This window comes from Leptospira ognonensis (assembly GCF_004770745.1).
Classification (GTDB): Bacteria; Spirochaetota; Leptospiria; order Leptospirales; family Leptospiraceae; genus Leptospira_A; species Leptospira_A ognonensis.
Window position 1 is genome coordinate 1 of the sequence record NZ_RQGD01000024.1, and the last position, 21,581, is coordinate 21,581.

The following is a 21,581-nucleotide window of genomic DNA, read 5'->3' on the forward strand; positions in this document are numbered from 1 at the left end:
TTATAGTAGGCATACTTTGTCTTGTGGTCGACAAGGCCTAATTCGGCCACTTTATTCCAGTCTTCGCAAGTTTTGAGAGAAGGTACCTTCCTTAAATGTAGTTCTTTGATCGAACCCTCTTTTACAGCGTCTCTAAGTACTTTTTCCCATTCCATATACGAATAGACTTTCTTTCCCTAGGGAAATTTCAATTTGTTTTTTTTATTATTCAGCAGGTTGGAGAGCTGATTCTACGTGGAAATTTCTTCCTTTTCGATTCCTGATTCATTTTCGGAGACGAAATCTTTTAGAATCGGTCTATTAATTGTGAGATTTTTTTCAGTCGCCTTGGCCCTTCTCGTGATTCATTTTCAATGCACCAATACGAATCCTTCTTACAAAGCTTGCGAACGTGCCGACTTAGATTATCTGGCTTGTAGCCTTGTCATTTACCAAGCTTATGCCTATTGTTCAGAAAGGGCATCTGCCCTTTCTGTGATAGTTTTTCTATAACGAACATAGAACCGTTCAAATTCTGAGTGATCCCAAAAGTCGATTGCCTCTTTGTTTGCAAGAATTGCTCTAAGTTCCATCGTGGGTATTTGTTTCCTCCGACACCACTCGTCCACATCAGCAAGTAAAGCTTTCATATATCCGTTTTTCTTCTTACCGTTTTTTGTAACAGCAAGATCAATAAACAAGGATTGTTCCTCTGTTAGATGAGGCTTTTCTTCGATGCGACCGATCAGAAGTGAAACAAGTTCTGCCTCAGCAAAGACGCCTTTCATATATACTTTGCCCGATCCGAGTAGCTTAAAATAGATATCGGTAAATTTTGTAGCGGCACGGGGTCGGATTTGGAAGACCCCATCTAACTCCAGTTCATTGACTTTTCTAAAAAATTGATTTACGAGCTCGATAGTTTGATTTCTATCCTCTTCAGTAAGTTCTCGAAGCTCGCTTTGCACTATACTAATCGTTCAAAAAGGTAACTTTTGATTGAGGAAATCGCAATGCGTTCCTGTTTCATTGAATCACGTTCGCGAATCGTAACAGTTCCGTCTTGCAAAGAATCATAATCCACTGTGATGCAATACGGTGTGCCAATCTCATCATGTCTTCGATACCTTTTGCCTATGGCTCCACCCTCATCATAATCTACATACCAGTGAGGCAGTAGGTCTTTATAGATTTCTTTGGCTTTGTCATCTAAGCCATCTTTTTTCATCAAAGGGAAAATTGCCACTTTCATAGGCGAGACTCTTTTCCCAAAGCGAAGGACAGTCCTTACCTCGTCTTTCTCTAGCTTTTCTTCTTCATAACCATCACATAAGACAGCCAAAAAGAGTCGATTCAAGCCAAGTGCTGGTTCGACAACATAAGGAAGATACTTTTTTTTCTCTTCCAGATCATGGTATTTCAAATCTTCGGAGGAGAATTTTTCGTGTTGGGTGAGATCATAATCCGTTCGAGAGGCAACTCCCCAAAGTTCACCCCAACCAAACGGGTATTTGTATTCGATATCACTTGTGGCATCGCTGTAAAAAGAAAGTTCTTCTTTTTCATGCTCCCTGACGCGTAGGTTTTCTCTTTTAATACCAACAACGTTCACGAGCCAGTTCATGCAGTACTCGACCCAATACGTGAACCATTCTTTTTGAGTACCTGGTTCGCAAAAGAACTCCATTTCCATTTGTTCGAATTCCCGGGTGCGAAAAATAAACTGGCGGGCCATGATTTCGTTCCGAAAGGATTTTCCAATTTGAGCGATCCCGAAGGGGACTTTCTTTCTCGAAATTTGATTCACGTTTTTGAAATTGATGAAGATTCCTTGGGCTGTTTCTGGTCGCAAGTAGATGTCTGTGGACCCTTCTTCCGAAGCTCCGTGAGCTGTCTTAAACATCAAATTGAACTGACGTGCTTCAGTGAAAGTGCCAGTGGATCCGCAGGTGGGGCAGGCATAGGCTTTCTCAATAATGCGGGCGGTAAGCTCCTCGAGAGATTTTCCTGTGGCGGCACCTTCCCCCTCTTTGTCCTCGAGAAACTTGTCCACGCGTACACGGGCTTTACATTTTTTACAATCCATGAGTGGATCGTTGAAATTAGAAACGTGGCCAGAAGCCTCCCAAACGCGCGGATGGAGCAAGATAGAAGAATCAAGCCCTAGGATATCGTCCCGCCGGTGCACAAAATACTCCCACCAAAGCCTTTTTAAGTTATTCAGGACTTCGACGCCGTTCGGGCCATAGTCAAAGGTATTGGAGAGGCCACCGTAAATTTCAGAACCTGGGAAAACAAAACCTCTCCGTTTGGAGACTGCGACGATGGATTTTAACGATTGCTCTTCTTTATCTTTCGGCTGTGCCATATCCGCCAAATTTTTTGTTTTCCATGAAAATTCAAAGTATTTTCCTAGAGATAGTTACTGAATGAGCTCTTTAAATCAAAATCTGGTTTCGCCCTGGGTGAAAAAATCGCTAAGTTTTTTAATTTGGATGTCCCCACTTTTTTCGCTCGGAATCTTTTTTCCTTTGGGCGTACTGTTCGCATTCCCACGGACCATCTCGCTTCGTAAAAAAGCCATCTCGGTGATCTGGATATACTTTTTCACCTGGATTGTTTTTTTCCCTGTCGAGATGTTTCATAGATCGAGCCTCGACGCGGAAGCTCTGATCAATGAATTTTTAAAGGATGAATCTACAGCAGGTGCTATCAAGGGCGCCTTTGTTCTGTTTATCGGGATATTATTATTTATAAATTATGTCCATTCTTCCTCCCGTCAATCTACGAGAAAAAAAATTCGATTAGATAGATTAGCTATTTCTTCTCCGGGTACAAAACTTCGAAATCATCGAGTCATTCGAGATACAAAATTCGATACATATTTGCTGGTTTTCTTTTTAGGTTTGTTTCTTAGTTTTGGCTTCCAACTTCTGATTGAAAAGATAAATCCCATGAGTCCGCACAATCCTATGGCGGCTCTTGCGGGTATCTATCAATTCGTTTTCAATTATCTTTTATCGACAACCATCCTGCTTTTTACATTCAACAAAAGTAAAATCCCCTCTTTGATTTCTCCGCTCTTTTTGAAATACCAAACAGGGATCAGACTTAGAGAAACCTGGAAGGTGCGATCAGAAAAAAGAGAAAAATTTTCATTTTTAAAAGAAATGGAGGTAAAGAAGCGTGCTGTCTTCAGGGAACGTCTGTTACCCGGAATGGGGCATGTTTATTTGTATGATTTTTGGCGCGGTTTCCCCTTTTTATTTGTAGGACTACTCCTTTGGTTGTTTCTTGCAGTGTGGTCATTTTCTTTTTTCTCTCCCGTATTTGGGATCCAATTTTTAGGAAGTATGGGTTTAAAGCCTGGAATTCCAGATAAAGATTTCTTTATCGCGGCACAAAATATCGGTTATCTGGCAATAACTGTAATGGCACTGACATTTACATATGTTTATTCATCTTCCTTGCTTGGTAAAAATTTTACTCTTGAAAATCTTGGCTATCGCAAGGGTTCAGATTTGGAGAGAGAACCTATTTTTGTTTCTGGTCTAAGAAAAGGATTTAGAAATACATTGCCGATTTCGATTCTCTTTCATTTGATTATTCTCTCTTTAGTTTTTATCATCCCCATTTCCATCCAAAGAAATTCATCCAAAAAAAATAATTCAGCAGATAAAACAAAACACTTCCAGCCAGATAAAATGGAGTTTTATTTCATCGATCCAAATATACCAGACGATACGAAAGGATTGAATGGTGGCGTGATTACAGGCACTGATACGACAAACAAAGAACAAGGTGAGAAAATTTCTAACGAGAAAACTGCGGACAATGGACCAAAGGCTGGTTACGTCAAGAAAATCCGAGGAAAAAAAGTTCCACCTACTTATTCAAATTATATTTCTGCTAAGATGAGAATTCCGGAAAGTTATATGGAATATTGGGCAAAAGCGCCTCACCCTTATTCTAGCGTAGTAGCATATACGATCACGCAGGATGGTGACATCATCGACATTGAACTGATTGAAGGCTCAAATTACCCTGACCAGGATCGATTGACACTTGAACTCATCGAGAGTCTAGCTCCCATGATCCCCCCACCGAATACGGAAGGAGATATCCGAGTGACCGAACTTTTTTGGAACGGACCCATTGACCCGAATTCTGTACCGACACCTCTCCAGAAAGAAATGGTACATATGTTTGATGGACGGTATATGGAAGAGGTACCTGAGTGAGCGAACTTAAAATTGAAATTTGGGACTACGTTTTTGGAACACTTTCTATTTTTCCTTGGGCTTTTGCCATTTATAAGGCGTACACCCTCCCGAAATCACGCAGTACAAAGATAGGTATCGTATTTGCTCTGTTACTTGGTTGGGTTTCAACCGTACTTATCATATGGCTACACCCGATCCTTTGGCCTCAGACAGACTTCGTTCCGAAAAGAAAGGTAAGCCTTTTGACTTCCACTGCACATTTAGCTTTCATTCAGGCAGGCATGATGGAAGAAACATTTAAAATTTCATTCATCTTACTTTTATCTTTTGCACTCGGTTTTGATTATGAGAAAAAAAATTTTCGAACAGAAACCGTCCTGTTTTCTGGTTTTGTCGCGCTCGGATTTTCTCTAGTAGAAAATACGCAGTATATTGCTCGTGAAATTAGCGATAAAAAATTTGAAATCTTTTTAGCAAGAACCATCCATTCAAGTAACATACATTTGCTGATCAATCTCTGTTTCGGATTTTTTATGCTAAAATCTAACGGGAAAGAAAACAAGGAGAGGATCATTTTCTTGTTTGCGGCACTAGGTCTTGCCATCCTTCAGCATGGAGTCGTCGATTTTTTACTGATACCGGGTGCCGTGTTTGGACAGTGGGTAGCTACTGCTCTCTTTGTAGGGATATGGGTTTGGGTCGTCCGAGATTGGCGGGTTTGGATTGTTCCTTACTTTGAGGATAAAAAAACTCTGATTCCAGCTTCGGAGTATTCTTCCCAATCGTATTGAAACGTCCGCAAGGTGTGTACTTCTTTTCTCTGCCAGATCTCAGCCCAGAACTTAGGAACCACATCCTCTGGCGCACCCGGTTGGATGGCAAAGTAACGACCGCTTTGCGGAGGTATGCGTACTAGCTCTAAGCCGTGAATGGGTTTTTCATCATCCCTCACAGAATAACCAAGTAGAAAATCATACTTTCCCGTTTCATCTTTTTCGTAATTAAAATAGAGCGCGAAAAGAGGATCGAACCTCCGGATCACTTCTAATTTCTTAGGGATTTCTTCTTTGTAGAATCGAGAATAAATCGAGGGAATGGCAACCGACGCCTCTCCTGCGGCATTTGATGTACGTACCCGCAGTCCCATCACTGTGAAGGGTTCGGTATTTACCAATGGTTCTAAAATTTCGGACATTGGTCGTACAATGCGAACGGGAATCCTTTAGGCAATCCAAATCCCTTCAGAAAAAAATGGTTCCGACTCAGATCTTTTTTCATTTAAGGATTTGACATTCGAGACTCCACCAGGAACATGGTAATCACTCCTGGTGATTATGGAGAGAAGGCCATACCCGTTCCCATTCCGAACACGGAAGTCAAGCTTCTCATCGCCGATGGTACTATTGGGTTCGCTCAATGGGAGAGTAGGAAGTTGCCGGGTTAGCACTCATAACCTAACAAAAAGCCGACCGCAAGGTTGGCTTTTTTTATGTCCACGTATCAATCTGAGCGAACCCAATAGTATTAGGATAAGTCGTTCGCGAAATGGGCGAGCACGCAGTAGGCGTGCGCAGGCCTGCTAGGTTTTGCGAAAGCAAAAGGGAGGCAGTGTTCTAAATTTTGCAAGGCTTGGGCAGACGCCCGCGGAGCGGAAAAGCGTCTGAGGGTGGAAGTAGGAGTATGCTTTTAGTTAGCATTCATAACCTAACAAAAAGCCGACCGCAAGGTTGGCTTTTTTTATGTACGCGGATCAATTTAAGCGAACCCAATAGTACCTTATTGGAAACAGCTGTTCGCGAGATAGGCGAGCACGCAGAAGGCATGCGCAGGCCTGCTAGGTTTTGCGACAGTAAAAGGGCGGTGTGTTCAAAATTACTGCAAGGCTTGGGCAGACGCCCGCGGAGCGGAAAAGCGTCTGAGGGTGGAAGCAGGAGTGGACATTAGTTAGCACACGTTAACGAAGAATTCTTTATAAATCAAAAGTTATCGTAACGAGAGTCGGATGTTCTTGAGTTTGGATGAGTTCTAACCGCCCTCGAATCTGTTCGACAAGAAGCGAGATCAATTGCAAACCAAAACCTGAGGAGTTCTCCATAGAATAACCTTGTCCATCATCGGCGTAAGAGAGAATGATCGTATCTTTCTTTTTTATCGCGGTAACTTTAATCCTTCCGGATGGCTTGAGATTGAATGCATATTTGAGTGAGTTAGTTAAGAGTTCGTTGTAAATGATACCAATGGGGCTTAAATATTTCGGAGAAAGTTCAATGTCTTCAATTTCGATTTCTAAATGTATCGTTTGGTGTGAAGGAAAAATGTCTTTTGCCTCCAATAACAACGCAGGTAGGTAGGTTTTTAAAGAAACAGAATTTTGATTTTTGGAAATGTAAAGTTTGTCATATAAAACCATCATGCTGTTCAGTCGTGATGACGCTTCAAAGAGAATTTCTTTCGTTTTCTGCTCCTGCACTAAATCTGCTTGAAGGATTATTAAACTTGAAATCGTATTCATATTATTTTTGATGCGATGGTGGATTTCCTTTAACAGGATATCTTTCTCCAATAACAATTTTCGAATCGTTTGCTCTTTTAATCTTTGTTCGCTAATATCTTGCGTCGTACCAGTGAGCTTAATTGGTAATCCCTGATTCCGGGTCACCTCACAAGTCAAACGAAGTGCAATCTGTTTACCTTTTGCAGTGCAAGCATCCAATTCGATGTCGAAACCTGTACCTGCCGTTTTTGCTGAATGGAGGGCAGATTGAAATTTTTCTTTTGATTCGGAATTTAGAAATTCTGTTATTCCTATGGATGTCGGTGTATATGCTTCGGGATTGGTTTCATGAATCTGATGCATTTCCTTCGTCCAAAATACAGTTTCAGAAATTAAGTCAATTTCCCAGCCGCCGATCTTTGAGATTTTCTGCGTCGATTCTAATAGCTGGGTTATCCTTCTTGTCGAATCCTCTTTCGTTTTCAGCTCGGTTAAGTCATAAAGAATCACCAAATGTATATTATCCGCTTCTTCATCGAACATGGTCGCAGAGCAAACTACTTTTTTTTCTGATCCATCCTTACAAATAATTTTGAGTTCTAACGGTTCAAAGGGAGTTTGACTTTTTTTTGCCGCTTCTAATCTTTCTGCCCATTGACTTGCTACCCAATGGCGGTAACTTTCGTCAGGATAAGCTTTTGGCCACCAATCCGAAAGCGTTGGAATCTCTTCTAGGCTATAGCCAAAAGTAGAGAGGAAAGATTTGTTTAAAAAAAGGATTCTATCCTGGTCATCATTCAACGCATAGGGAATAGGAGAGATGTCGATTAGGTGTTTGTATCTGCGCTCACTTTTTTCCATTTTCTGATTGGCTGAATATAGTTTGAGTGCCATTTTGATCGATGTATTGATGACATTAAAATCGGAACCTTTTTCGATGTACCCATAACTAGAAGTTTCTTCCACCTTTTGGATGATCTCAGATTCTGTATGCGATGATAAAAAAACAATCGGTACATTGTACTTTTCTTGGATCAATTGAGCTGTTTTGATGCCATCAATTCCTGGTCCTAAATTGATATCCATGAGTACCAAATCGTACGGTTTTTCAGATATAAGAGAAATGGCGCCTTCTCCTGTTAGAGAATGTTTTACTATATAGTTCTGATTTTCCAAGTTTTTCTTAGTCAAAAGAGCCACGAGCATTTCATCTTCTACTAAAAGTATGGATTTTTTTTCTCTTGTGTCCATTTGCATCGCTGAGGTCTAATAAATATAGGGAGTTTAATTCCGAAAAATGCAAGGAAAAAGCATACGACTGCACACATTTATTGGTTTCTATCAAGTCAAACGAATGGGTAAATTCTATAATTTATTTCCCCGAGAATCAGAAATTTAAAACCTTATTATCAAAATGACACTTGAACAAACAAATAATTTTAATACCGATTGTAGTTGTCAAACGATCAATGAAGATAAATTAAAACAAATTGAAAAGAAACTGGAAGATAGCTGCGGTATTTCAGAACTAAAATTTCAGAAATACTTTGCGACCTCGCCGACTTCTCTAGCAAAGAGCAGTATTGAATTGATTAAAACATTTCTTGCTTCCTATTCTCGGATGCTTGCAAAAAAAAGTATCGTAAATATTTTTCTTAAAGATCTAGAACCAAGATTTAAGAATCTTCTTCCTTTTGAGATTTCAGGTGGATTGTTTTTAGGATTTGATTTTCACGAGACGGAAGAAGGACCAAAGCTAATTGAAATCAATACAAATGCTGGCGGTCTCCTTATCAATTCAATCTTATATGAGGTGCAGGACAATTGTTGTAATCTCCATTATACCAATCATGAAATTCCCTCTTTCACAGAGTTAGGTGAACAAACGATTTCTTTCGTGCTAAATGAGTGGGCATTCCAAAATATAAATAAAGAGTTAAAAACAATTATTGTATTAGATGACGACCCAGAAAAACAATTCCTATATCCAGAATTCGAAGTATTTCAGCATATCATGCGACAAAAGGGCAAACAATGTTTTATTTGCTCACCTACGGATCTTAGGTTAGTCAATGGAGTCTTGTATTATTTGGATTATGAAGTAGATTTCATATACAACCGTCACACAGATTTCTTATTAAGAACTGAGGAGATGCAGTCCGTAGCGGAGGCATTTGCATCTAAACAGATTTGCCTCACTCCAAATCCTATTGATTATCTATTATATGCAAATAAACAAAATTTACAGTATTTGTCGGATCGATCGTTTCTCGAACAACATCAGATAGAGGAGAACGATATTCATATCATTCAAAAAGTAATTCCAGATACAAAGATTGTCCATGCCGCCGATCGAGACGCTCTGTGGGAGAACAGAAAGTCGGTCTTTTTTAAACCTCAAAATAGTTATGGCAGCAAAGGTGTCTACTCAGGTAAAAAACTTACAAAGTCAAAATTTGATGAAATATTAAAATTGGATTATATTACGCAGAAGGAAATTCCTCCTTCCAAGAGAACCATCAACCATATTGATTATAAAATTGATTATAGGGTCTATGTTTATCATTTTTCGATGATACTCTTAACAAGCAGACTTTACCAAGGCCAAACAACAAATTTTAGGACGGAAGGAGGCGGCTTCTCTGCGGTGCTGGAGTCTTGAGACTGATCTCAGGAATTTCTCATTTTTAATTGACAGTTCCACCAACAAAAACACATTTCATCTCATACTTTCGAGGTAATCGCATGAAACGGCTTTTAAAAGTACTAATTGTTCTCTCTGCTATTATGATTCTTGGGATTGTTTCTCTGGTTCTTTTTGTTTTTCAGAAAAGTTCATCGAAAATGAATCAAAAGTTTTCTGTCGCAGGAAGGAATCTAAATATTCCCAATTCGAGTGCTGAGATTGCGGAAGGCAAACGACTTTTTATTTCGCGAGGATGTACGGATTGCCATGGCAAAGACTTAGCGGGTGTTACTTTTATAAATGACCCAGCAATCGGAACTTTTAGTGGTTCCAATTTAACTTCAGGAGAAGGGGGTATTTCATCCTCTCTGGAGGCAAAGGATTTTGAAAGAGCGATTCGTCATGGTGTGGGATCCGATGGAAGGGCACTCTTATTTATGCCTGCAACAGATTTTCACCTAATGACAGATGAAGATTTAGGACGGATCATTGCGTTTATTAAATCTTCACCTCCTGTTGATAAGAAGTCTGTTCCCATTGTTGTTGGTCCCTTGGGACGGTTTCTATATAGCATAGGGAAAATGCCCCATTTGATTACAGCCGAACTGATTAACCATGATGAAAAACTTCCTTCAAAATTGACCCCTGAGGTTTCTGTTGCGTATGGAAAATACATTGCCACAACCTGTACTGGTTGTCATGGCGAAAAATTGTTAGGCGGGTCAATCCCAGGTGCTCCACCGGAATGGCCTTTGGCTCAGAATATCACATCGCAAGGAATTGGAAAATGGTCTGAATCAGAGTTCATTGCAGCGATGAGAACCGGGAAACGCCCTAATGGTACTGAGATGCTACCCCCTATGCCATGGCAGAATTTTTCATACATGACGGATACGGAATTAAAATCCTTAAGATTGTATCTCATTTCTATTTAAATCGGATGATCAGAAATTCGTTTTCAGTCGTTATCATTTTTCTTCTTAGTTTCTCTCTCCTAAATTGTAATTCTAAGCCAAAGCCAATCACCGTGATTGGCAAAGGAGAAGGAGAGCTTTCTATCATCGCTTGGCCAGGTTATATAGAGAGAGGTCTAACTGATCCAAAGTTTGATTGGGTTACTGATTTCGAAAAAGAGAGCGGATGTAAGGTGATTGTTCGATCAGCTTCGACTTCTGATGAAATGGTAGCATTGATGAATGAAGGCGGGTATGATCTGATTACAGCCTCAGGTGACTCTTCACTTCGATTAATAGAATCAGGTAAAGTCAGAGAAATCAATATTGATCTACTTCCGAATTGGAAGTTAGTTGACCAAAGATTGCAAAATGCTCCGTGGCATACGATCGATGGCCACCACTTTGGAGTCCCATTCCAATGGGGTCCCAATCTATTACTCTACAATACGAAAGTTTTTAAGACTCCGCCTTCTTCCTGGGGGATTCTTTTTGAAGAGCAGCTTTTCCCTGACGGAAAATCAAATAGAAACAGAATCCAGGCATTTGACGGACCCATCTACATTGCCGATGCTGCTCTTTACCTAAAGTCAGTCAAACCTGAGCTTGGTATCAATGATCCATACGAATTAGATGACAAACAGTATACAGTCGTGATTGATTTGTTGAAACGCCAGAGACAATTAATCCCCAAATACTGGCATGATACTCTCGTCCAGGTGGAGGACTTTAAAGAGGGACGACTGGTTGCTTCGTCGAGCTGGCCTTTCCAGGTGAACATTTTGCTTCGGGATAAAGAACCCGTTGGTTCAACGATTCCTGTTGAAGGCGCGACGGGATGGGCCGATTCTACGATGATGCACCGAAATGCAAAAAATATAAATTGTGCCTATAAGTGGTTAGACCATTCAATTTCACTTAAATTGCAAGGAGATCTTGCCGCTTGGTATGGTTCGATTCCATCAGTTCCTGATTCTTGTAAAAACAATCCATTGCTAGGTGAATCAGGATGCGATGATAATGGTTTCTTAAATTTTAATAAAATATCTTTTTGGAAGACGCCAATTGAAAACTGTGCTGGTGGGCGAAAGTGTGTTCCTTATAAAAAATGGTCAGAGGATTTTATATCTATTATAGGCAGTAAATAATAGATGATCAATCATTGAGGCTCAGTTCTTTCTTTAAAATATCCATAAACTCAAGAACTAAATCATACTCTCTGTTTCTCTCATCGTCAATGGGCCGTAAACCTTTGATAGAAATAGAGTTGCTTCGATTTTGATGAAAAATATTAAAACTAACATCCGTTTGGTAGTTGTCCTGGGGCAGGCGCTTAGAATAGAGACGGATGTTCATATCAGAAAGAAGATGATTCTTGTCTAAAAATTCTTCCATCTTCTTTGTGTGCTTTAGTAGTATGGTTCTTTTGATTTCTCTGGGAAGATCAATGTTTGGATGCACTCCTGTATACTTCCATTCATAAGTTAAGCGGTTGTTTTTTAAGGAATATTTTTCAATTGTCGCGTAATTATAATCAGATTTTTGAGTGTAAGTTAACAACAAATCAAAATAAAATTTGTCCTCAGCAAAAATCTGGAACAAAGGCAGGAAGACGAAAAAAAAGGAAAGAAATTTAATTTTCATATATCTCCTCTTTTCGCCTTTGATCTTCGCTACTTTTCGATGCGAATTTCCGTTTGAGGCGGAGTTCTATCAATTTCACAAATGAATGGAATCGGCAAAGATTCGTTTCCAGAAAAATCTCTGGCTTTAAACTCTAAGTCAATTTTTTTCTCATATGGGAAATATTTTTCTAAGTCGAAGATACGGCCTGTCAGTGTCCATGCATTTCCATCTTTTTTTCTCCAAAGCAAATCCTTTGTTTCTGTAATCGTATCTGAGGATGAAATTTGAATGCGCGTATTGCGTAAGCAAACATTCTTATCATTAGATTTTATGAGATTTGGCGAAGTTTGTAAATTGATGCTAGGTGGTGTAGAGTCCACGAGCCAATTCACTTCCAGTTTTTTTGAAATATTTTTTACGTTGTCTATCGCATACGCAATCAATTGGTGTTTTCCTTCCGCAGTGGTTGGCAGACCCCATTCGTTCGATCCATTGACCTTTATCTCAGGCCCACCATCTAACGAAATAAATAGGTTTTCAATACCACTTTCATCATCAATTGCGCGGATTCGCAATTCATTTGTTGCTTGTGAAACCGACACTTCATTCCAAGATTTAGGTAAGAACTTCCAATTCACATTTAGTCTTGGAGCGATTTTATCTACGTATAGATTGATCTTTTGCTCGGCTTCGCGATTCCCCAATTGGTCTTCTGCATAGTAATGTATTTCATTCCATCCAGAAATCGGAGGGAATATTGGCTCAGAAAAAATGGCCCAGGGTTCGTCATTCCATTGGAAATGATAACTGGCTCCTGAGTCCATTTTTTCCCAACTTAATTTGTAAAACTCATTTACGAAAAGTGTTCCATCAGCTGCCAAAAAGCTAGAAGGCAAAGGCTCTTTTTTTTGGGTATAGAGGGAGATAGATAGGAAAAGAAAAAATAGGGAAATTAACCACTTCATTACGAAAGAAATTGACCCACCACCCAATTGATGCAAGAGAATCTTTCGCTCGAATGGATCTTTTTAAAAACGGACTCGACCAATTCGATGGAAACCTGAGACTCGTGAGAAAGATGATCTCTGTTGGTAACGACATTGTCGAAAATGAACGTATCCGTGAGTTGCTAGAAAAACACGGAGACCGATTCCTCAAACGAGTATTTACGGATGAGGAAGTAACTTATTGTCATTCTCATAAAGACCCCATTCCGTTTTTGGCGGGTCGTTTTGCATGCAAAGAAGCAATGATCAAGGCCATGGCCCTTGACCCTGGGGAAGTGCTAGATATGAAAGAGATTGAGCTGGCAGGAACTGGATTTGGTAAAAAAACGCTCGTCATCCACGGTAAAACTGAAAAATTTTTCAAAGCGAAAGGATTTACGGGAAGTTCCGTCTCGATCAGTCATGCTGATCACTACTCGACTGCCGTTGTCATCCTCTACCGGGAGAAACCATGATCGTATCAGATAAGATGAACCAAGTTTTGGCACTTTATAATGAAGGTTTGACTCTTTATAAAACAAGAAAATTTAAAGAGGCCAAAGAGTCCTTTCAAAAGGCACTTCAGATTGAACCGCATGATGGCCCATCAAAATTATACATTGAACGATGTGACGACTACATCGCAGAACCACCTCCCGAGGACTGGGATGGCGTTTATAACATGAAAACAAAATAAGAAATATGACAAAAAAAAACATGCAACCTATTGTAACAGAACACGGCGTCATTGCCACAATTTTTGGAAAAGAAACTTCATTTAACGGGACTTTGGTTTTTAAAAAACCTTTACAGATTTCGGGTGAGTTTGTTGGAGAAATTATATCTGATGGCTATTTGGTGATCAGCGAAGGCGCCAAAGTCAAGGCAAACATTAAAGCTGGAACCATAGTAGTTGGCGGTACTATCATCGGTAATGTAACTGCTACGCAACGACTTGAAATGTTAACCACAGGCAAAGTTCAAGGCAACATTCGAACCGCCAAACTTCAAATAGCTGATGGTGTGGTTTTCGATGGTAACTGTGAGATGTTGCAAAGCGAAGAATCTTAATTTTGTGGCAGTTCCATCCCTATAGCTTACTACTTGGTTTTACCTTCGGTCTCAATTTTATATTGGGACTTTTCGTTCTAAGATCCTTCCGACTTCGAATCGTACGTTATCTTTTGGTCATGCTTTTTGGTTGCCTGATCTGGTCTGGCGCCTATGGTATTGATTTTGCATTCATACATCAGGATTGGCATTATTTTTTTATTTCTACTGTTCATTTTGGAGTTACGATTGCGAGCACTGGAGCCGTACTGACAGGGATAGAATTTACTCAGAACAAACATTTGTTAACTAAGAAAATGTGGTTGTTATTGATTTTACAGCCTCTGCTGATCCTCATATTTGCAATTCTCAATCCTCTCTTCCATACACTTCTAAGTGATACCTACCTCTCAACTGTTGAAAATCGAATCCAATGGATCCAAGAAGTCTCCCCTCTAACTACCCTAATTGAATTTGGTGGATCGGGACTATGGTCCATTTTTATTTTTAAAATGATACTTCAGGCGATTCGACAATCCTCGTCGCAAGTAAGGCTACGATTCTATTTATTGCTCCTTCCATATTTTCTTGTTTGGGGCGTTGCCATTGGGCATCAATTCGGTTTCCGTCCCATCTCTGGATTAAATTTAACTCCCGTTACGCTATCATTTCATGCTTTGTGGATGTTTTTTTCCATAGCATATTTTAAAATGTATGACCTCGTGCCTTTGGTTCGCAGTGAGATTGTTGATGAATTGGAAGAGCCAGTGGTGATTCTTGATGCAAATGAGAGAGTCGTAGATTGGAATTTCGCTGCGGAACAACTCTTTGTCCATGGTAGAAAATATCTTTCATTAACGACAACGGAAGATTTTTTTGATACCTGTCCGGAGATCAGTCAGAAAATAAAGGTGCTTCCAGAAAAGCGAATTCATAGTCAATGGTCCTGGGTTTCTACGAACCCAATTAAAAACTGGGAAATTAAAGCCAAAAGGATTTGGGATCGTAATCGCTTGAATATGGGACTTGTCATGGTGTTTCATGATGTAACTGAACAAAGACTTCTTGAGAAAAGAATGATTGAGGCAAATCATATCTTACAATTAGGTAATGCGACCAAGGATAGATTCCTTTCTATCATTTCGCACGATCTGCGAGGACCACTAACAGGTATTAAAACACTTCTTCGGATTCTGAACGAAAAGGTTCATTCAAAAGATAAAGAAATTTCCGAAATGACACAATCACTCGTGGATGCCACTGAATCTATTTTTTCATTGCTCGAAAATTTGCTCGAATGGTCAAAATTGCAGCGAGGGCAGGAAGAGTTTTATCCAAAGACTTATTCTTTGGAGTCTATTGTGTCCGAGGCAGTACAAGTGTTTGAATTGAGCGCAAAAAATAAAAATCTAACGCTAAAAGTACAAGTACCGACTCATGCTTTTGTCTATTGTGATGATCGGATGATTTTTACAGTAATCAGAAATTTAATGTCCAATGCGATTAAGTTCAGTCATAGAGGTACAGAAATCCTTTTATCGGCAGCAGATGTAGGTACTTCTTGGGAGCTCCAGGTTAAAGATACGGGTGTTGGAATGAATTCTGAAACCATCGCAAAACTTTTCCAAGTTGGAGAGACCGTGAAATCGATCGGTACTGGCGGTGAAAATGGGAATGGCGTTGGTCTTCTTTTATGTAAAGAATTTATTGATATGAATGCGGGAACGATTTCCGGAAAATCGGATGGAATGAATGGCTCCACTTTCATTATCACACTTCCTAAGCCGGTAAATAGTTTTGGTAGAGTATAAGGAACAAGGAATAAATATGAAAGAACAAGTAATTGTAATTACCGGTGCCACGGATGGAATCGGAAAAGTTTCGGCAAGGGAATTATTTAAAAAAGGATACTCGCTTGTATTAGTTGGTCGCAACCAACAAAAGTTAGACCAAACGAAATCTGAATTTATGCAATATGCATCGGGAAACTCCATTTTTGTCTATAAGGCTGACCTGTCCCTTGTGAAAGAAACAAAGTTGGTAGCTAGTGAGATCAGAAAGAAACATACAAAAATATACTGCTTGTTAAATAATGCAGGTGCTTTTTATTCCAATCGCGTTCTTACAAATGAAGGTGTCGAGGCCACGTTTGCACTCAATCATTTAAGCTACTTTCTATTGACAAAAGAACTTTTACCTTGTCTTGAAAATTTTGGGAAAGCTCGCATCGTAAATGTGGCTTCAAGAGCTCATGTGGGAGTGAAATTAGATTTTGATAACCTTCAGGGTGAAAGGGAATACTCCGGTTGGAGACAATACCAAAGATCAAAATTAATGAATATTTATTTTTCTTATGAATTGGCCGATCGACTGAAGCCAAAAGGGATTACCGTAAATTGCCTTCATCCTGGTTTTGTTAAGACTAAATTTGGAAGTAATAACGAAGGTATTGCAAAAACTTTGGTAGCAATTGGCCAAAATTTATTTGCAATCAGTGAGGATAAGGGGGCAGAAACTTCAATTTATCTCGCATCTTCACCTGATGTCGCGAACATAAGTGGAAAGTATTTTGTTAAATGCCGCGAAAGCAAAAGTTCATCTGAATCGTATGATCTTGAAACCAGCAAAAAATTTTGGGATTTAACAGAAAGTCTTCTAGGAAAAATGTGATATGAGTTACCATCACCAAACAAAGCCTATTTCCATTCCCGTTCCGGGTGGGAAAACCATTCAAGAACATTTCGGTATTCCTTCCTCAGGCAATCGCGAGATTTCGATTGCACACATGATTGCACCTTCAGGTTGGGGTGAGCCATTTCAAACTCCAGATTTCGATGAATTTACTCTTATGGTGAGGGGCGAGAAAAAAATAGAAATTGAAGATAAGGTTGTTATTTTACGTGCCGGAGAGTCCATTAAAATAGATCGAGGTACAAGGGTTAGGTATTCGAATCCCTTCTCGGCAGACGCAGAATATTGGTCCATTTGTACACCTGCATTTTCGCTAGATGCCGTAAAAAGGGAAGAGGAAAAGTTATGAAACTCGTTATAACTTATATTCTATTTATTCTAAATTTGTTATGGTTGATACCAATTATCTATCCTCTTCTTTTACTTAAAATTCCACCATTCAGATCCATCCGTGGCTTTGCGGATCGAGTTTTAGTGGGTATTGGTGAGATTTGGATTGGAAATAATTATCAGATTTCTTGGTTGATGTATGGAATTAAATTTGATGTTGAAGGACTTAATCATCCAGAAATTTCACATGACAAGAGTTACTTAATTGTAAGTAACCACCAATCATGGGCTGATGTTTACGTCATTCAGTCCGTCTTGAATCGAAAAGTCCCGTTTATCAGATTTTTCATTAAAAGTTCACTGAAGTGGGTTCCGATTCTTGGTCAAGCATGGATGGCGCTAGACTTCCCTTTCGTACGAAGAAGTAAGAAGGCTGATCTTATTAAGAATCCAGCCTTAGCAAATCAGGATTTGCAAAATGTTCGTAACGTCTGTCAGAAATTTAAGGAGATTCCTTTTTGTATTTTAAATTTTGTGGAGGGTCATAGACGCACTCCCGAACGAATGAAAAAGTTAATTAAGAAAAATCCTTACAAGTATCTATTAAGAGCAAATAGTGGAGGCATTTCAGTTGTGGCAACTGAGTTGAAAGAGAAATTGCATGGAGTGCTTGATTTAACCTTAATTTATCCAGATGATCAATCTAGCTTTCTGGACTTAATGAAGGGAGATGTACAAGCCATCCGTGTTGTAGTGGATTTCATACCGATTGCTGAAGTTCCCATTGAGGCTTTGCCACAGTATGCGGCCATGTCTAAGAAAATGAAACGATGGATTGATGAGAGATGGCAGAAAAAAGATGAACTTCTCGCGAGTTCGTACTAGTGCATTTCCTAAGTGGATGTAGCGCTTTCTGGATTTTTTTTAGTCATTTGAAATATAATTTATGACAGATGTTAGATTCTGAAATTTTCTTTCGTTAATTTATTTACCAAACAGGGCATTATTATAGAACGAGATATACCATGTCTGAATCAAAGCCTACACAATTAGAATACAGAGAAAATCTCGGTCTTCATACGAATATCTTAGACATTGACCACCCCATCCAGGAAAACCAGCCTTTTCATTTTAAATTCTACAACATGAACCAGAATGTAGAGAATACTCTCTACCAAACTTTGGATCGATTTTTGTTACAACTCGATGTGATCTCGATTCGAGATTCTGTGCTCGCAGCGGTCAAAGAAATGGTGACAAATGCGATCAAAGCAAATGTGAAACGAGTTTATTTTCATGCTACAAATAAGAACATCTTAAATGAAGAAGAATATAACGAGAAGATGAATGACTTCAAAAGAGATTATCTTGAAGAGCGAGATCTCTATGAAGAAGGGCTCATCAAACACAATTATGGTGTTTTTGTATCTTTTGTTCATAACAAATCTCTAATGCGAATTCGCATTATGAACAACATACAACTTGCACCAGAGGAAATAAAAAGAATCCAGTTTCGTATCGATCGTGCGAGGACCTATAATGATTTGGCAGAAGCTTTTATGGATGCTTCGAATGAGCAGGAAGGAGCCGGACTCGGTCTCATCATGACTCTTATGATGTTAAAGAATGATGGTTTGAGTGATTCAGCTTTTAAGTTTGAAAGTGTCGGGAATAAAACTATGTTCACCATAGACATTCCAGCGTATTTACCGAAGGAATCTGTCGAGTCAGAAAAGGTAGAAAAACTAATTGCCGATGTTGATAATCTACCAACCTTTCCCAAAACAATCCAGGACATACAACAAGCCATTGATAAACCAAACTCAAGTATTGGTAATATTGCGGAAATGATCAAGAGGGACATTGCTCTTTCGGCCAACATTCTAAAGCTTTCAAACTCAGCAGCATTTCGCCGTGGTGATAAAGTCGAGTCCTTAGATCGTGCAATCCAATTGATTGGTTTAAAAGAATTACAATCACTTTTGTATTCACTTGGCACAAAACAGATATTAGAGGATAGATTCCCTGCGTTTCAGGCCATTTGGGAAAAATCAAACGAATCTGCTTTTTATGCAAAAATGATCGGCCAAAAAATGGCTTTAAATAAAAGTTCAATTAGTAATTTGGTCGCCTCCGCTTTGTTACATGACATTGGAGAAATTTTGCTACTTTCTTACGAACCAGAAAGTATGGGAAAGATTCGAAATTATTCAACTTCCAAAGAACTGGCATCGGCAATCTCGATGGAAGAATCTGCTTTTGGGATCACTCATTCCAAGCTAGGTGCTCACGTTGGTGCAAAATGGAATTTCCCAGATCTTTACATTCGTGCGATGGAATACCACCATAGACCGCTCTTAGCAGAAGAATTTCATTATGAAATAGTTTTCCCCATTTACCTTGCAGACATGATGATACTCGTCAACCACAAGGAGGCAAAATCCTCAGAAATTCCTGAAGAGATTTTGAAATTTTGTAAATTTGCATCGAAAGGCGACTTCGATTCCTTTCGAACAAAGATCAGAGAGCAGTTCCAAGTCGTTTAATCTTTTAATTTGCCTTTGTATGTATTTCTAAATAATTCATATCTAGGAATAGAAACATTCACCACATACGATTGGTTAGGATTTTTTCGGATGAAATCTTGGTGGTAACCTTCTGCTTGGTAAAAGGCATTTAATTTTTTGATTTCTGTCACGATCGGCGATTTAAAGCGTTTCGACTGTGAGGTTTCTTTCAGTACCGACTCAGCTTCTAATTTTTCATTTTCCGTAATGTAAAAAAGGATGGAGCGGTAAGAGGAGCCAGAATCGGGACCTTGCCTGTCTTTGGTGGTCGGATCGTGAGAGGTAAAAAATACGCGACAAAGTTCTTTATAGGAAATTTTTGTAGGATCGTAAATCACATAAACGGTCTCCGCATGTTCCGTTGTTTCGGTATTCACTGTTTCATACGTAGGATTTTCCGTGATTCCACCTGCATAGCCCGAAATGGCCTCTTCCACACCGTATACTGACTCGAAAATATGTTCAGAACACCAAAAGCAACCTTCGGCGAAGGCTGCGATGGCCTTCCCATTTGGTGCCGTAAGAGGGAGTGTTTTTACAATGTTGTTGTTTTCCGAGAAGGCAGAACAGGATAAAAGCAGGAAAAGGAAAAACGACGGCATTGGCAATTTTTTGCGAATCATACTCATTAGATTGATTTTTTCCAACGAAACCAAAAAAAAACAAACATCCCGGTCCATCATTTTGCACTATTTGTTTGACAAGTAAACCTTTGTATAGTATTTTGGTTATGGGCTTTCCAACCATTTGATAGGGGAGCTCGGAGGCCAAAGAAATTACCTCCGAACTCCTCCCTTTTTTTAGATTTCTGAGTGCCTTTTCCCTGTTTTTAATCCATAATGGGATCAGACGGTATGAGAATTCTAATCCTCCTTTTTTCAACCTTTATCATTTCTTTTTTGCCTATACCGGCGACAGACCTTCAGAAAGTTAAAAAATCAAAATTGATTTATGAATCGATTCTAAAAAATGGATGGCTGGAAGAAAAGCGAGAGCTTGGTTACAAGCTCGGAAAAATGGGTGAGGAGGCAGAACCTTTCATTTTAAAATTATATGATGCAGAGAGTTATTGGGATCGATATGCAGCCATAACAGCTTCCTCGATTTATAAGTCCGATAAAATTAACGAGCGTTTGGTTGATTCATATCTGCGTGATCATATGGTAGAAGTCGAGTCAGAACAATTGTTACTTTCTCAAACAGATAGTTATACCGCTACCTTACTGGAGAAATGGGATACGGAGTTAAGAGAAGAGCCAAAAAAAAAGATTTTAAGATTGCTAGCCATATCCAAAGATCCTCGCGCGAAAGAATTTATCAAAGCAGAAATTGAAGATCAAAAATCAAAGTATCGAAGTTCTGCATTCCAATGGTTTTGTTCCAAGAATGATATTAAAGATAACGACTATATCCGATCCAAATTAGCAGACAAAGTTTTAAGATCCTTCGTCCTTAAATACATATTGGAAACAGGTGATAAAAAGGATAAAAAATTGATGTTAGATGTTTTGTCAGAAGAATCTATTGGGAACACTGATTTTACGTATGCACTAGGCGGAGTGAAGAAGTGGGGGAATTTTCAAGAGCAGGAAGCCGAGTATACCAAGACACTACAAAACACCAAGCATGAGGAATCTTTAAAATTATATGCAATCCTTTTGTTTGGCGAGTTTCGATCTGAGGCAATACGTGATTCTCTTTGTGGACTCGCGAAAAATGCACGAGATCAATCGTTACGTCTGACCGCGTCAGAAGTTTTAATTCCGTTCCAGGATGTTAAAAATATTGAATGCCTCAAAAGGATTTCTACCGAGGAATACCAAACAGCTTCAAAAAGCTTTGGTTTTGTCGATGCCGTTGCCATGTTTGCAACACTTGGAATCTCAAATATAATGAAGGGGATCCAAGAAAATAGGTCTCGGTCGAGTTTTTTAGGAAGACAAACTGAGATCAAAAAACATCTTCAATTTTTAGAATTGAAAATAAAGGAATGAGA

At 39.2% G+C, this 21,581-nt stretch carries 21 protein-coding genes and 1 rRNA gene; 15 read left to right on the forward strand and 7 right to left on the reverse strand.

The features are described from left to right. Positions 1-443: 443 nt before the first annotated feature. Positions 444-947 carry a GNAT family N-acetyltransferase gene (locus tag EHQ58_RS08505; protein ID WP_135623471.1) on the reverse strand — a complete coding sequence of 168 codons (504 nt, stop codon included), beginning with the start codon at positions 945-947 and terminating at the stop codon, positions 444-446. Then, entirely contained in the window at positions 947-2,347 is a 1,401-nt protein-coding gene (locus EHQ58_RS08510; RefSeq protein WP_167883577.1) for a glycine--tRNA ligase, read from the reverse strand. The genes EHQ58_RS08505 and EHQ58_RS08510 overlap by 1 nt, the downstream gene beginning before the upstream one ends. Before the next feature lie 61 nt (positions 2,348-2,408). Here EHQ58_RS08510 and EHQ58_RS08515 point away from each other — a divergent pair, with 61 nt between their 5' ends. Both EHQ58_RS08515 and EHQ58_RS08520 read left to right on the forward strand, forming a co-directional pair. Continuing rightward, positions 2,409-4,220: an energy transducer TonB gene (locus tag EHQ58_RS08515; RefSeq protein WP_135623473.1), complete on the forward strand. Its 1,812-nt coding sequence runs from the start codon at positions 2,409-2,411 to the stop codon at positions 4,218-4,220. After that, positions 4,217-4,993, forward strand: coding sequence for a PrsW family glutamic-type intramembrane protease (locus tag EHQ58_RS08520; protein ID WP_135623474.1), 777 nt, complete (start codon positions 4,217-4,219; stop codon positions 4,991-4,993). Before EHQ58_RS08515 ends, EHQ58_RS08520 begins: the two co-directional genes overlap by 4 nt. Here EHQ58_RS08520 and EHQ58_RS08525 read toward each other — a convergent pair. Continuing rightward, positions 4,933-5,397: a GyrI-like domain-containing protein gene (locus EHQ58_RS08525; protein WP_135623475.1), complete on the reverse strand. Its 465-nt coding sequence runs from the start codon at positions 5,395-5,397 to the stop codon at positions 4,933-4,935. The two genes, EHQ58_RS08520 and EHQ58_RS08525, sit on opposite strands and share 61 nt — an antisense overlap. Positions 5,398-5,526: 129 nt before the next feature. Here EHQ58_RS08525 and rrf point away from each other — a divergent pair. Then, positions 5,527-5,643, forward strand: a 5S ribosomal RNA gene (gene rrf, locus EHQ58_RS08530). A 528-nt stretch (positions 5,644-6,171) separates the two neighbouring features. Here the strand turns inward: rrf and EHQ58_RS08535 are convergent. Continuing rightward, on the reverse strand, positions 6,172-7,947 hold the full coding sequence (locus EHQ58_RS08535) for a histidine kinase dimerization/phosphoacceptor domain -containing protein (RefSeq protein WP_167883578.1): 1,776 nt from the start codon (positions 7,945-7,947) through the stop codon (positions 6,172-6,174). Positions 7,948-8,110: 163 nt separating this feature from the next. Here EHQ58_RS08535 and EHQ58_RS08540 point away from each other — a divergent pair, with 163 nt between their 5' ends. The 3 genes from EHQ58_RS08540 to EHQ58_RS08550 all read left to right on the forward strand — a co-directional run bounded on the left by EHQ58_RS08540 (position 8,111) and on the right by EHQ58_RS08550 (position 11,483). After that, positions 8,111-9,358 carry an ATP-grasp domain-containing protein gene (locus tag EHQ58_RS08540; RefSeq protein WP_135623477.1) on the forward strand — a complete coding sequence of 416 codons (1,248 nt, stop codon included), beginning with the start codon at positions 8,111-8,113 and terminating at the stop codon, positions 9,356-9,358. Between the two features lie 83 nt (positions 9,359-9,441). After that, positions 9,442-10,317 carry a c-type cytochrome gene (locus EHQ58_RS08545; protein ID WP_210412797.1) on the forward strand — a complete coding sequence of 292 codons (876 nt, stop codon included), beginning with the start codon at positions 9,442-9,444 and terminating at the stop codon, positions 10,315-10,317. After that, the gene (locus tag EHQ58_RS08550) at positions 10,248-11,483 is read left to right on the forward strand and encodes an ABC transporter substrate-binding protein (protein WP_246047250.1); all 1,236 of its coding nucleotides are present in this window, start codon (positions 10,248-10,250) and stop codon (positions 11,481-11,483) included. Before EHQ58_RS08545 ends, EHQ58_RS08550 begins: the two co-directional genes overlap by 70 nt. 7 nt (positions 11,484-11,490) lie before the next feature. Here the strand turns inward: EHQ58_RS08550 and EHQ58_RS08555 are convergent, their stop codons facing one another. Both EHQ58_RS08555 and EHQ58_RS08560 read right to left on the reverse strand, forming a co-directional pair. After that, positions 11,491-11,979 carry a hypothetical protein gene (locus EHQ58_RS08555; RefSeq protein ID WP_135623478.1) on the reverse strand — a complete coding sequence of 163 codons (489 nt, stop codon included), beginning with the start codon at positions 11,977-11,979 and terminating at the stop codon, positions 11,491-11,493. Positions 11,980-12,008: 29 nt separating this feature from the next. Continuing rightward, on the reverse strand, positions 12,009-12,926 hold the full coding sequence (locus EHQ58_RS08560; RefSeq protein WP_135623479.1) for an Ig-like domain-containing protein: 918 nt from the start codon (positions 12,924-12,926) through the stop codon (positions 12,009-12,011). Between the two features lie 113 nt (positions 12,927-13,039). Between EHQ58_RS08560 and acpS the strand changes: the two genes are divergently transcribed. The 8 genes from acpS (at position 13,040) to EHQ58_RS08600 (ending at position 19,564) form a co-directional block, all read left to right on the forward strand. Then, complete coding sequence (gene acpS, locus EHQ58_RS08565) at positions 13,040-13,423, forward strand: holo-ACP synthase (RefSeq protein ID WP_135623580.1); 384 nt, start codon at positions 13,040-13,042, stop codon at positions 13,421-13,423. Then, positions 13,420-13,644 (forward strand): tetratricopeptide repeat protein, encoded by a 225-nt coding sequence (locus tag EHQ58_RS08570; protein WP_135623480.1) that lies wholly within the window; start codon positions 13,420-13,422, stop codon positions 13,642-13,644. Before acpS ends, EHQ58_RS08570 begins: the two co-directional genes overlap by 4 nt. 5 nt (positions 13,645-13,649) lie before the next feature. Further along, positions 13,650-14,018, forward strand: a complete 369-nt coding sequence (locus tag EHQ58_RS08575) for a bactofilin family protein (protein ID WP_135623481.1) — start codon at positions 13,650-13,652, stop codon at positions 14,016-14,018. Between the two features lie 2 nt (positions 14,019-14,020). Next, complete coding sequence (locus tag EHQ58_RS08580; protein WP_135623482.1) at positions 14,021-15,808, forward strand: sensor histidine kinase; 1,788 nt, start codon at positions 14,021-14,023, stop codon at positions 15,806-15,808. 16 nt (positions 15,809-15,824) lie between these two features. Then, positions 15,825-16,667: an SDR family oxidoreductase gene (locus EHQ58_RS08585; protein WP_135623483.1), complete on the forward strand. Its 843-nt coding sequence runs from the start codon at positions 15,825-15,827 to the stop codon at positions 16,665-16,667. Position 16,668: 1 nt separating this feature from the next. Continuing rightward, positions 16,669-17,037 (forward strand): cupin domain-containing protein, encoded by a 369-nt coding sequence (locus tag EHQ58_RS08590; protein WP_135623484.1) that lies wholly within the window; start codon positions 16,669-16,671, stop codon positions 17,035-17,037. Beyond that, positions 17,034-17,903 carry an acetyltransferase gene (locus EHQ58_RS08595; RefSeq protein WP_135623485.1) on the forward strand — a complete coding sequence of 290 codons (870 nt, stop codon included), beginning with the start codon at positions 17,034-17,036 and terminating at the stop codon, positions 17,901-17,903. Before EHQ58_RS08590 ends, EHQ58_RS08595 begins: the two co-directional genes overlap by 4 nt. A gap of 140 nt (positions 17,904-18,043) precedes the next feature. After that, positions 18,044-19,564 (forward strand): HDOD domain-containing protein, encoded by a 1,521-nt coding sequence (locus tag EHQ58_RS08600; protein WP_135623486.1) that lies wholly within the window; start codon positions 18,044-18,046, stop codon positions 19,562-19,564. Here the strand turns inward: EHQ58_RS08600 and msrA are convergent. Next, a complete protein-coding gene (gene msrA / locus EHQ58_RS08605; RefSeq protein WP_246047252.1) occupies positions 19,561-20,208 on the reverse strand; it encodes a peptide-methionine (S)-S-oxide reductase MsrA in 648 nt (215 codons plus the stop codon). The two genes, EHQ58_RS08600 and msrA, sit on opposite strands and share 4 nt — an antisense overlap. Before the next feature lie 231 nt (positions 20,209-20,439). Between msrA and EHQ58_RS08610 the strand changes: the two genes are divergently transcribed. Continuing rightward, positions 20,440-21,579 (forward strand): hypothetical protein, encoded by a 1,140-nt coding sequence (locus tag EHQ58_RS08610; RefSeq protein ID WP_135623488.1) that lies wholly within the window; start codon positions 20,440-20,442, stop codon positions 21,577-21,579. The last annotated feature ends 2 nt before the right edge of the window (positions 21,580-21,581 follow it).

Bases quoted from the DNA above. Each gene is read 5' to 3' on its own strand.
- EHQ58_RS08510 (WP_167883577.1), bottom strand. From the start codon at position 2,347: ATGGCACAGCCGAAAGATAAAGAAGAGCAATCGTTAAAATCCATCGTC.
- EHQ58_RS08515 (WP_135623473.1), top strand. From the start codon at position 2,409: ATGAGCTCTTTAAATCAAAATCTGGTTTCGCCCTGGGTGAAAAAATCG.
- EHQ58_RS08525 (WP_135623475.1), bottom strand. From the start codon at position 5,397: ATGTCCGAAATTTTAGAACCATTGGTAAATACCGAACCCTTCACAGTG.
- EHQ58_RS08535 (WP_167883578.1), bottom strand. From the start codon at position 7,947: ATGGACACAAGAGAAAAAAAATCCATACTTTTAGTAGAAGATGAAATG.
- EHQ58_RS08540 (WP_135623477.1), top strand. From the start codon at position 8,111: ATGACACTTGAACAAACAAATAATTTTAATACCGATTGTAGTTGTCAA.
- EHQ58_RS08545 (WP_210412797.1), top strand. From the start codon at position 9,442: ATGAAACGGCTTTTAAAAGTACTAATTGTTCTCTCTGCTATTATGATT.
- EHQ58_RS08550 (WP_246047250.1), top strand. From the start codon at position 10,248: ATGGCAGAATTTTTCATACATGACGGATACGGAATTAAAATCCTTAAG.
- EHQ58_RS08555 (WP_135623478.1), bottom strand. From the start codon at position 11,979: ATGAAAATTAAATTTCTTTCCTTTTTTTTCGTCTTCCTGCCTTTGTTC.
- EHQ58_RS08560 (WP_135623479.1), bottom strand. From the start codon at position 12,926: ATGAAGTGGTTAATTTCCCTATTTTTTCTTTTCCTATCTATCTCCCTC.
- acpS (WP_135623580.1), top strand. From the start codon at position 13,040: ATGATCTCTGTTGGTAACGACATTGTCGAAAATGAACGTATCCGTGAG.
- EHQ58_RS08570 (WP_135623480.1), top strand. From the start codon at position 13,420: ATGATCGTATCAGATAAGATGAACCAAGTTTTGGCACTTTATAATGAA.
- EHQ58_RS08575 (WP_135623481.1), top strand. From the start codon at position 13,650: ATGACAAAAAAAAACATGCAACCTATTGTAACAGAACACGGCGTCATT.
- EHQ58_RS08585 (WP_135623483.1), top strand. From the start codon at position 15,825: ATGAAAGAACAAGTAATTGTAATTACCGGTGCCACGGATGGAATCGGA.
- EHQ58_RS08590 (WP_135623484.1), top strand. From the start codon at position 16,669: ATGAGTTACCATCACCAAACAAAGCCTATTTCCATTCCCGTTCCGGGT.
- EHQ58_RS08595 (WP_135623485.1), top strand. From the start codon at position 17,034: ATGAAACTCGTTATAACTTATATTCTATTTATTCTAAATTTGTTATGG.
- EHQ58_RS08600 (WP_135623486.1), top strand. From the start codon at position 18,044: ATGTCTGAATCAAAGCCTACACAATTAGAATACAGAGAAAATCTCGGT.
- msrA (WP_246047252.1), bottom strand. From the start codon at position 20,208: ATGATTCGCAAAAAATTGCCAATGCCGTCGTTTTTCCTTTTCCTGCTT.
- EHQ58_RS08610 (WP_135623488.1), top strand. From the start codon at position 20,440: ATGAGAATTCTAATCCTCCTTTTTTCAACCTTTATCATTTCTTTTTTG.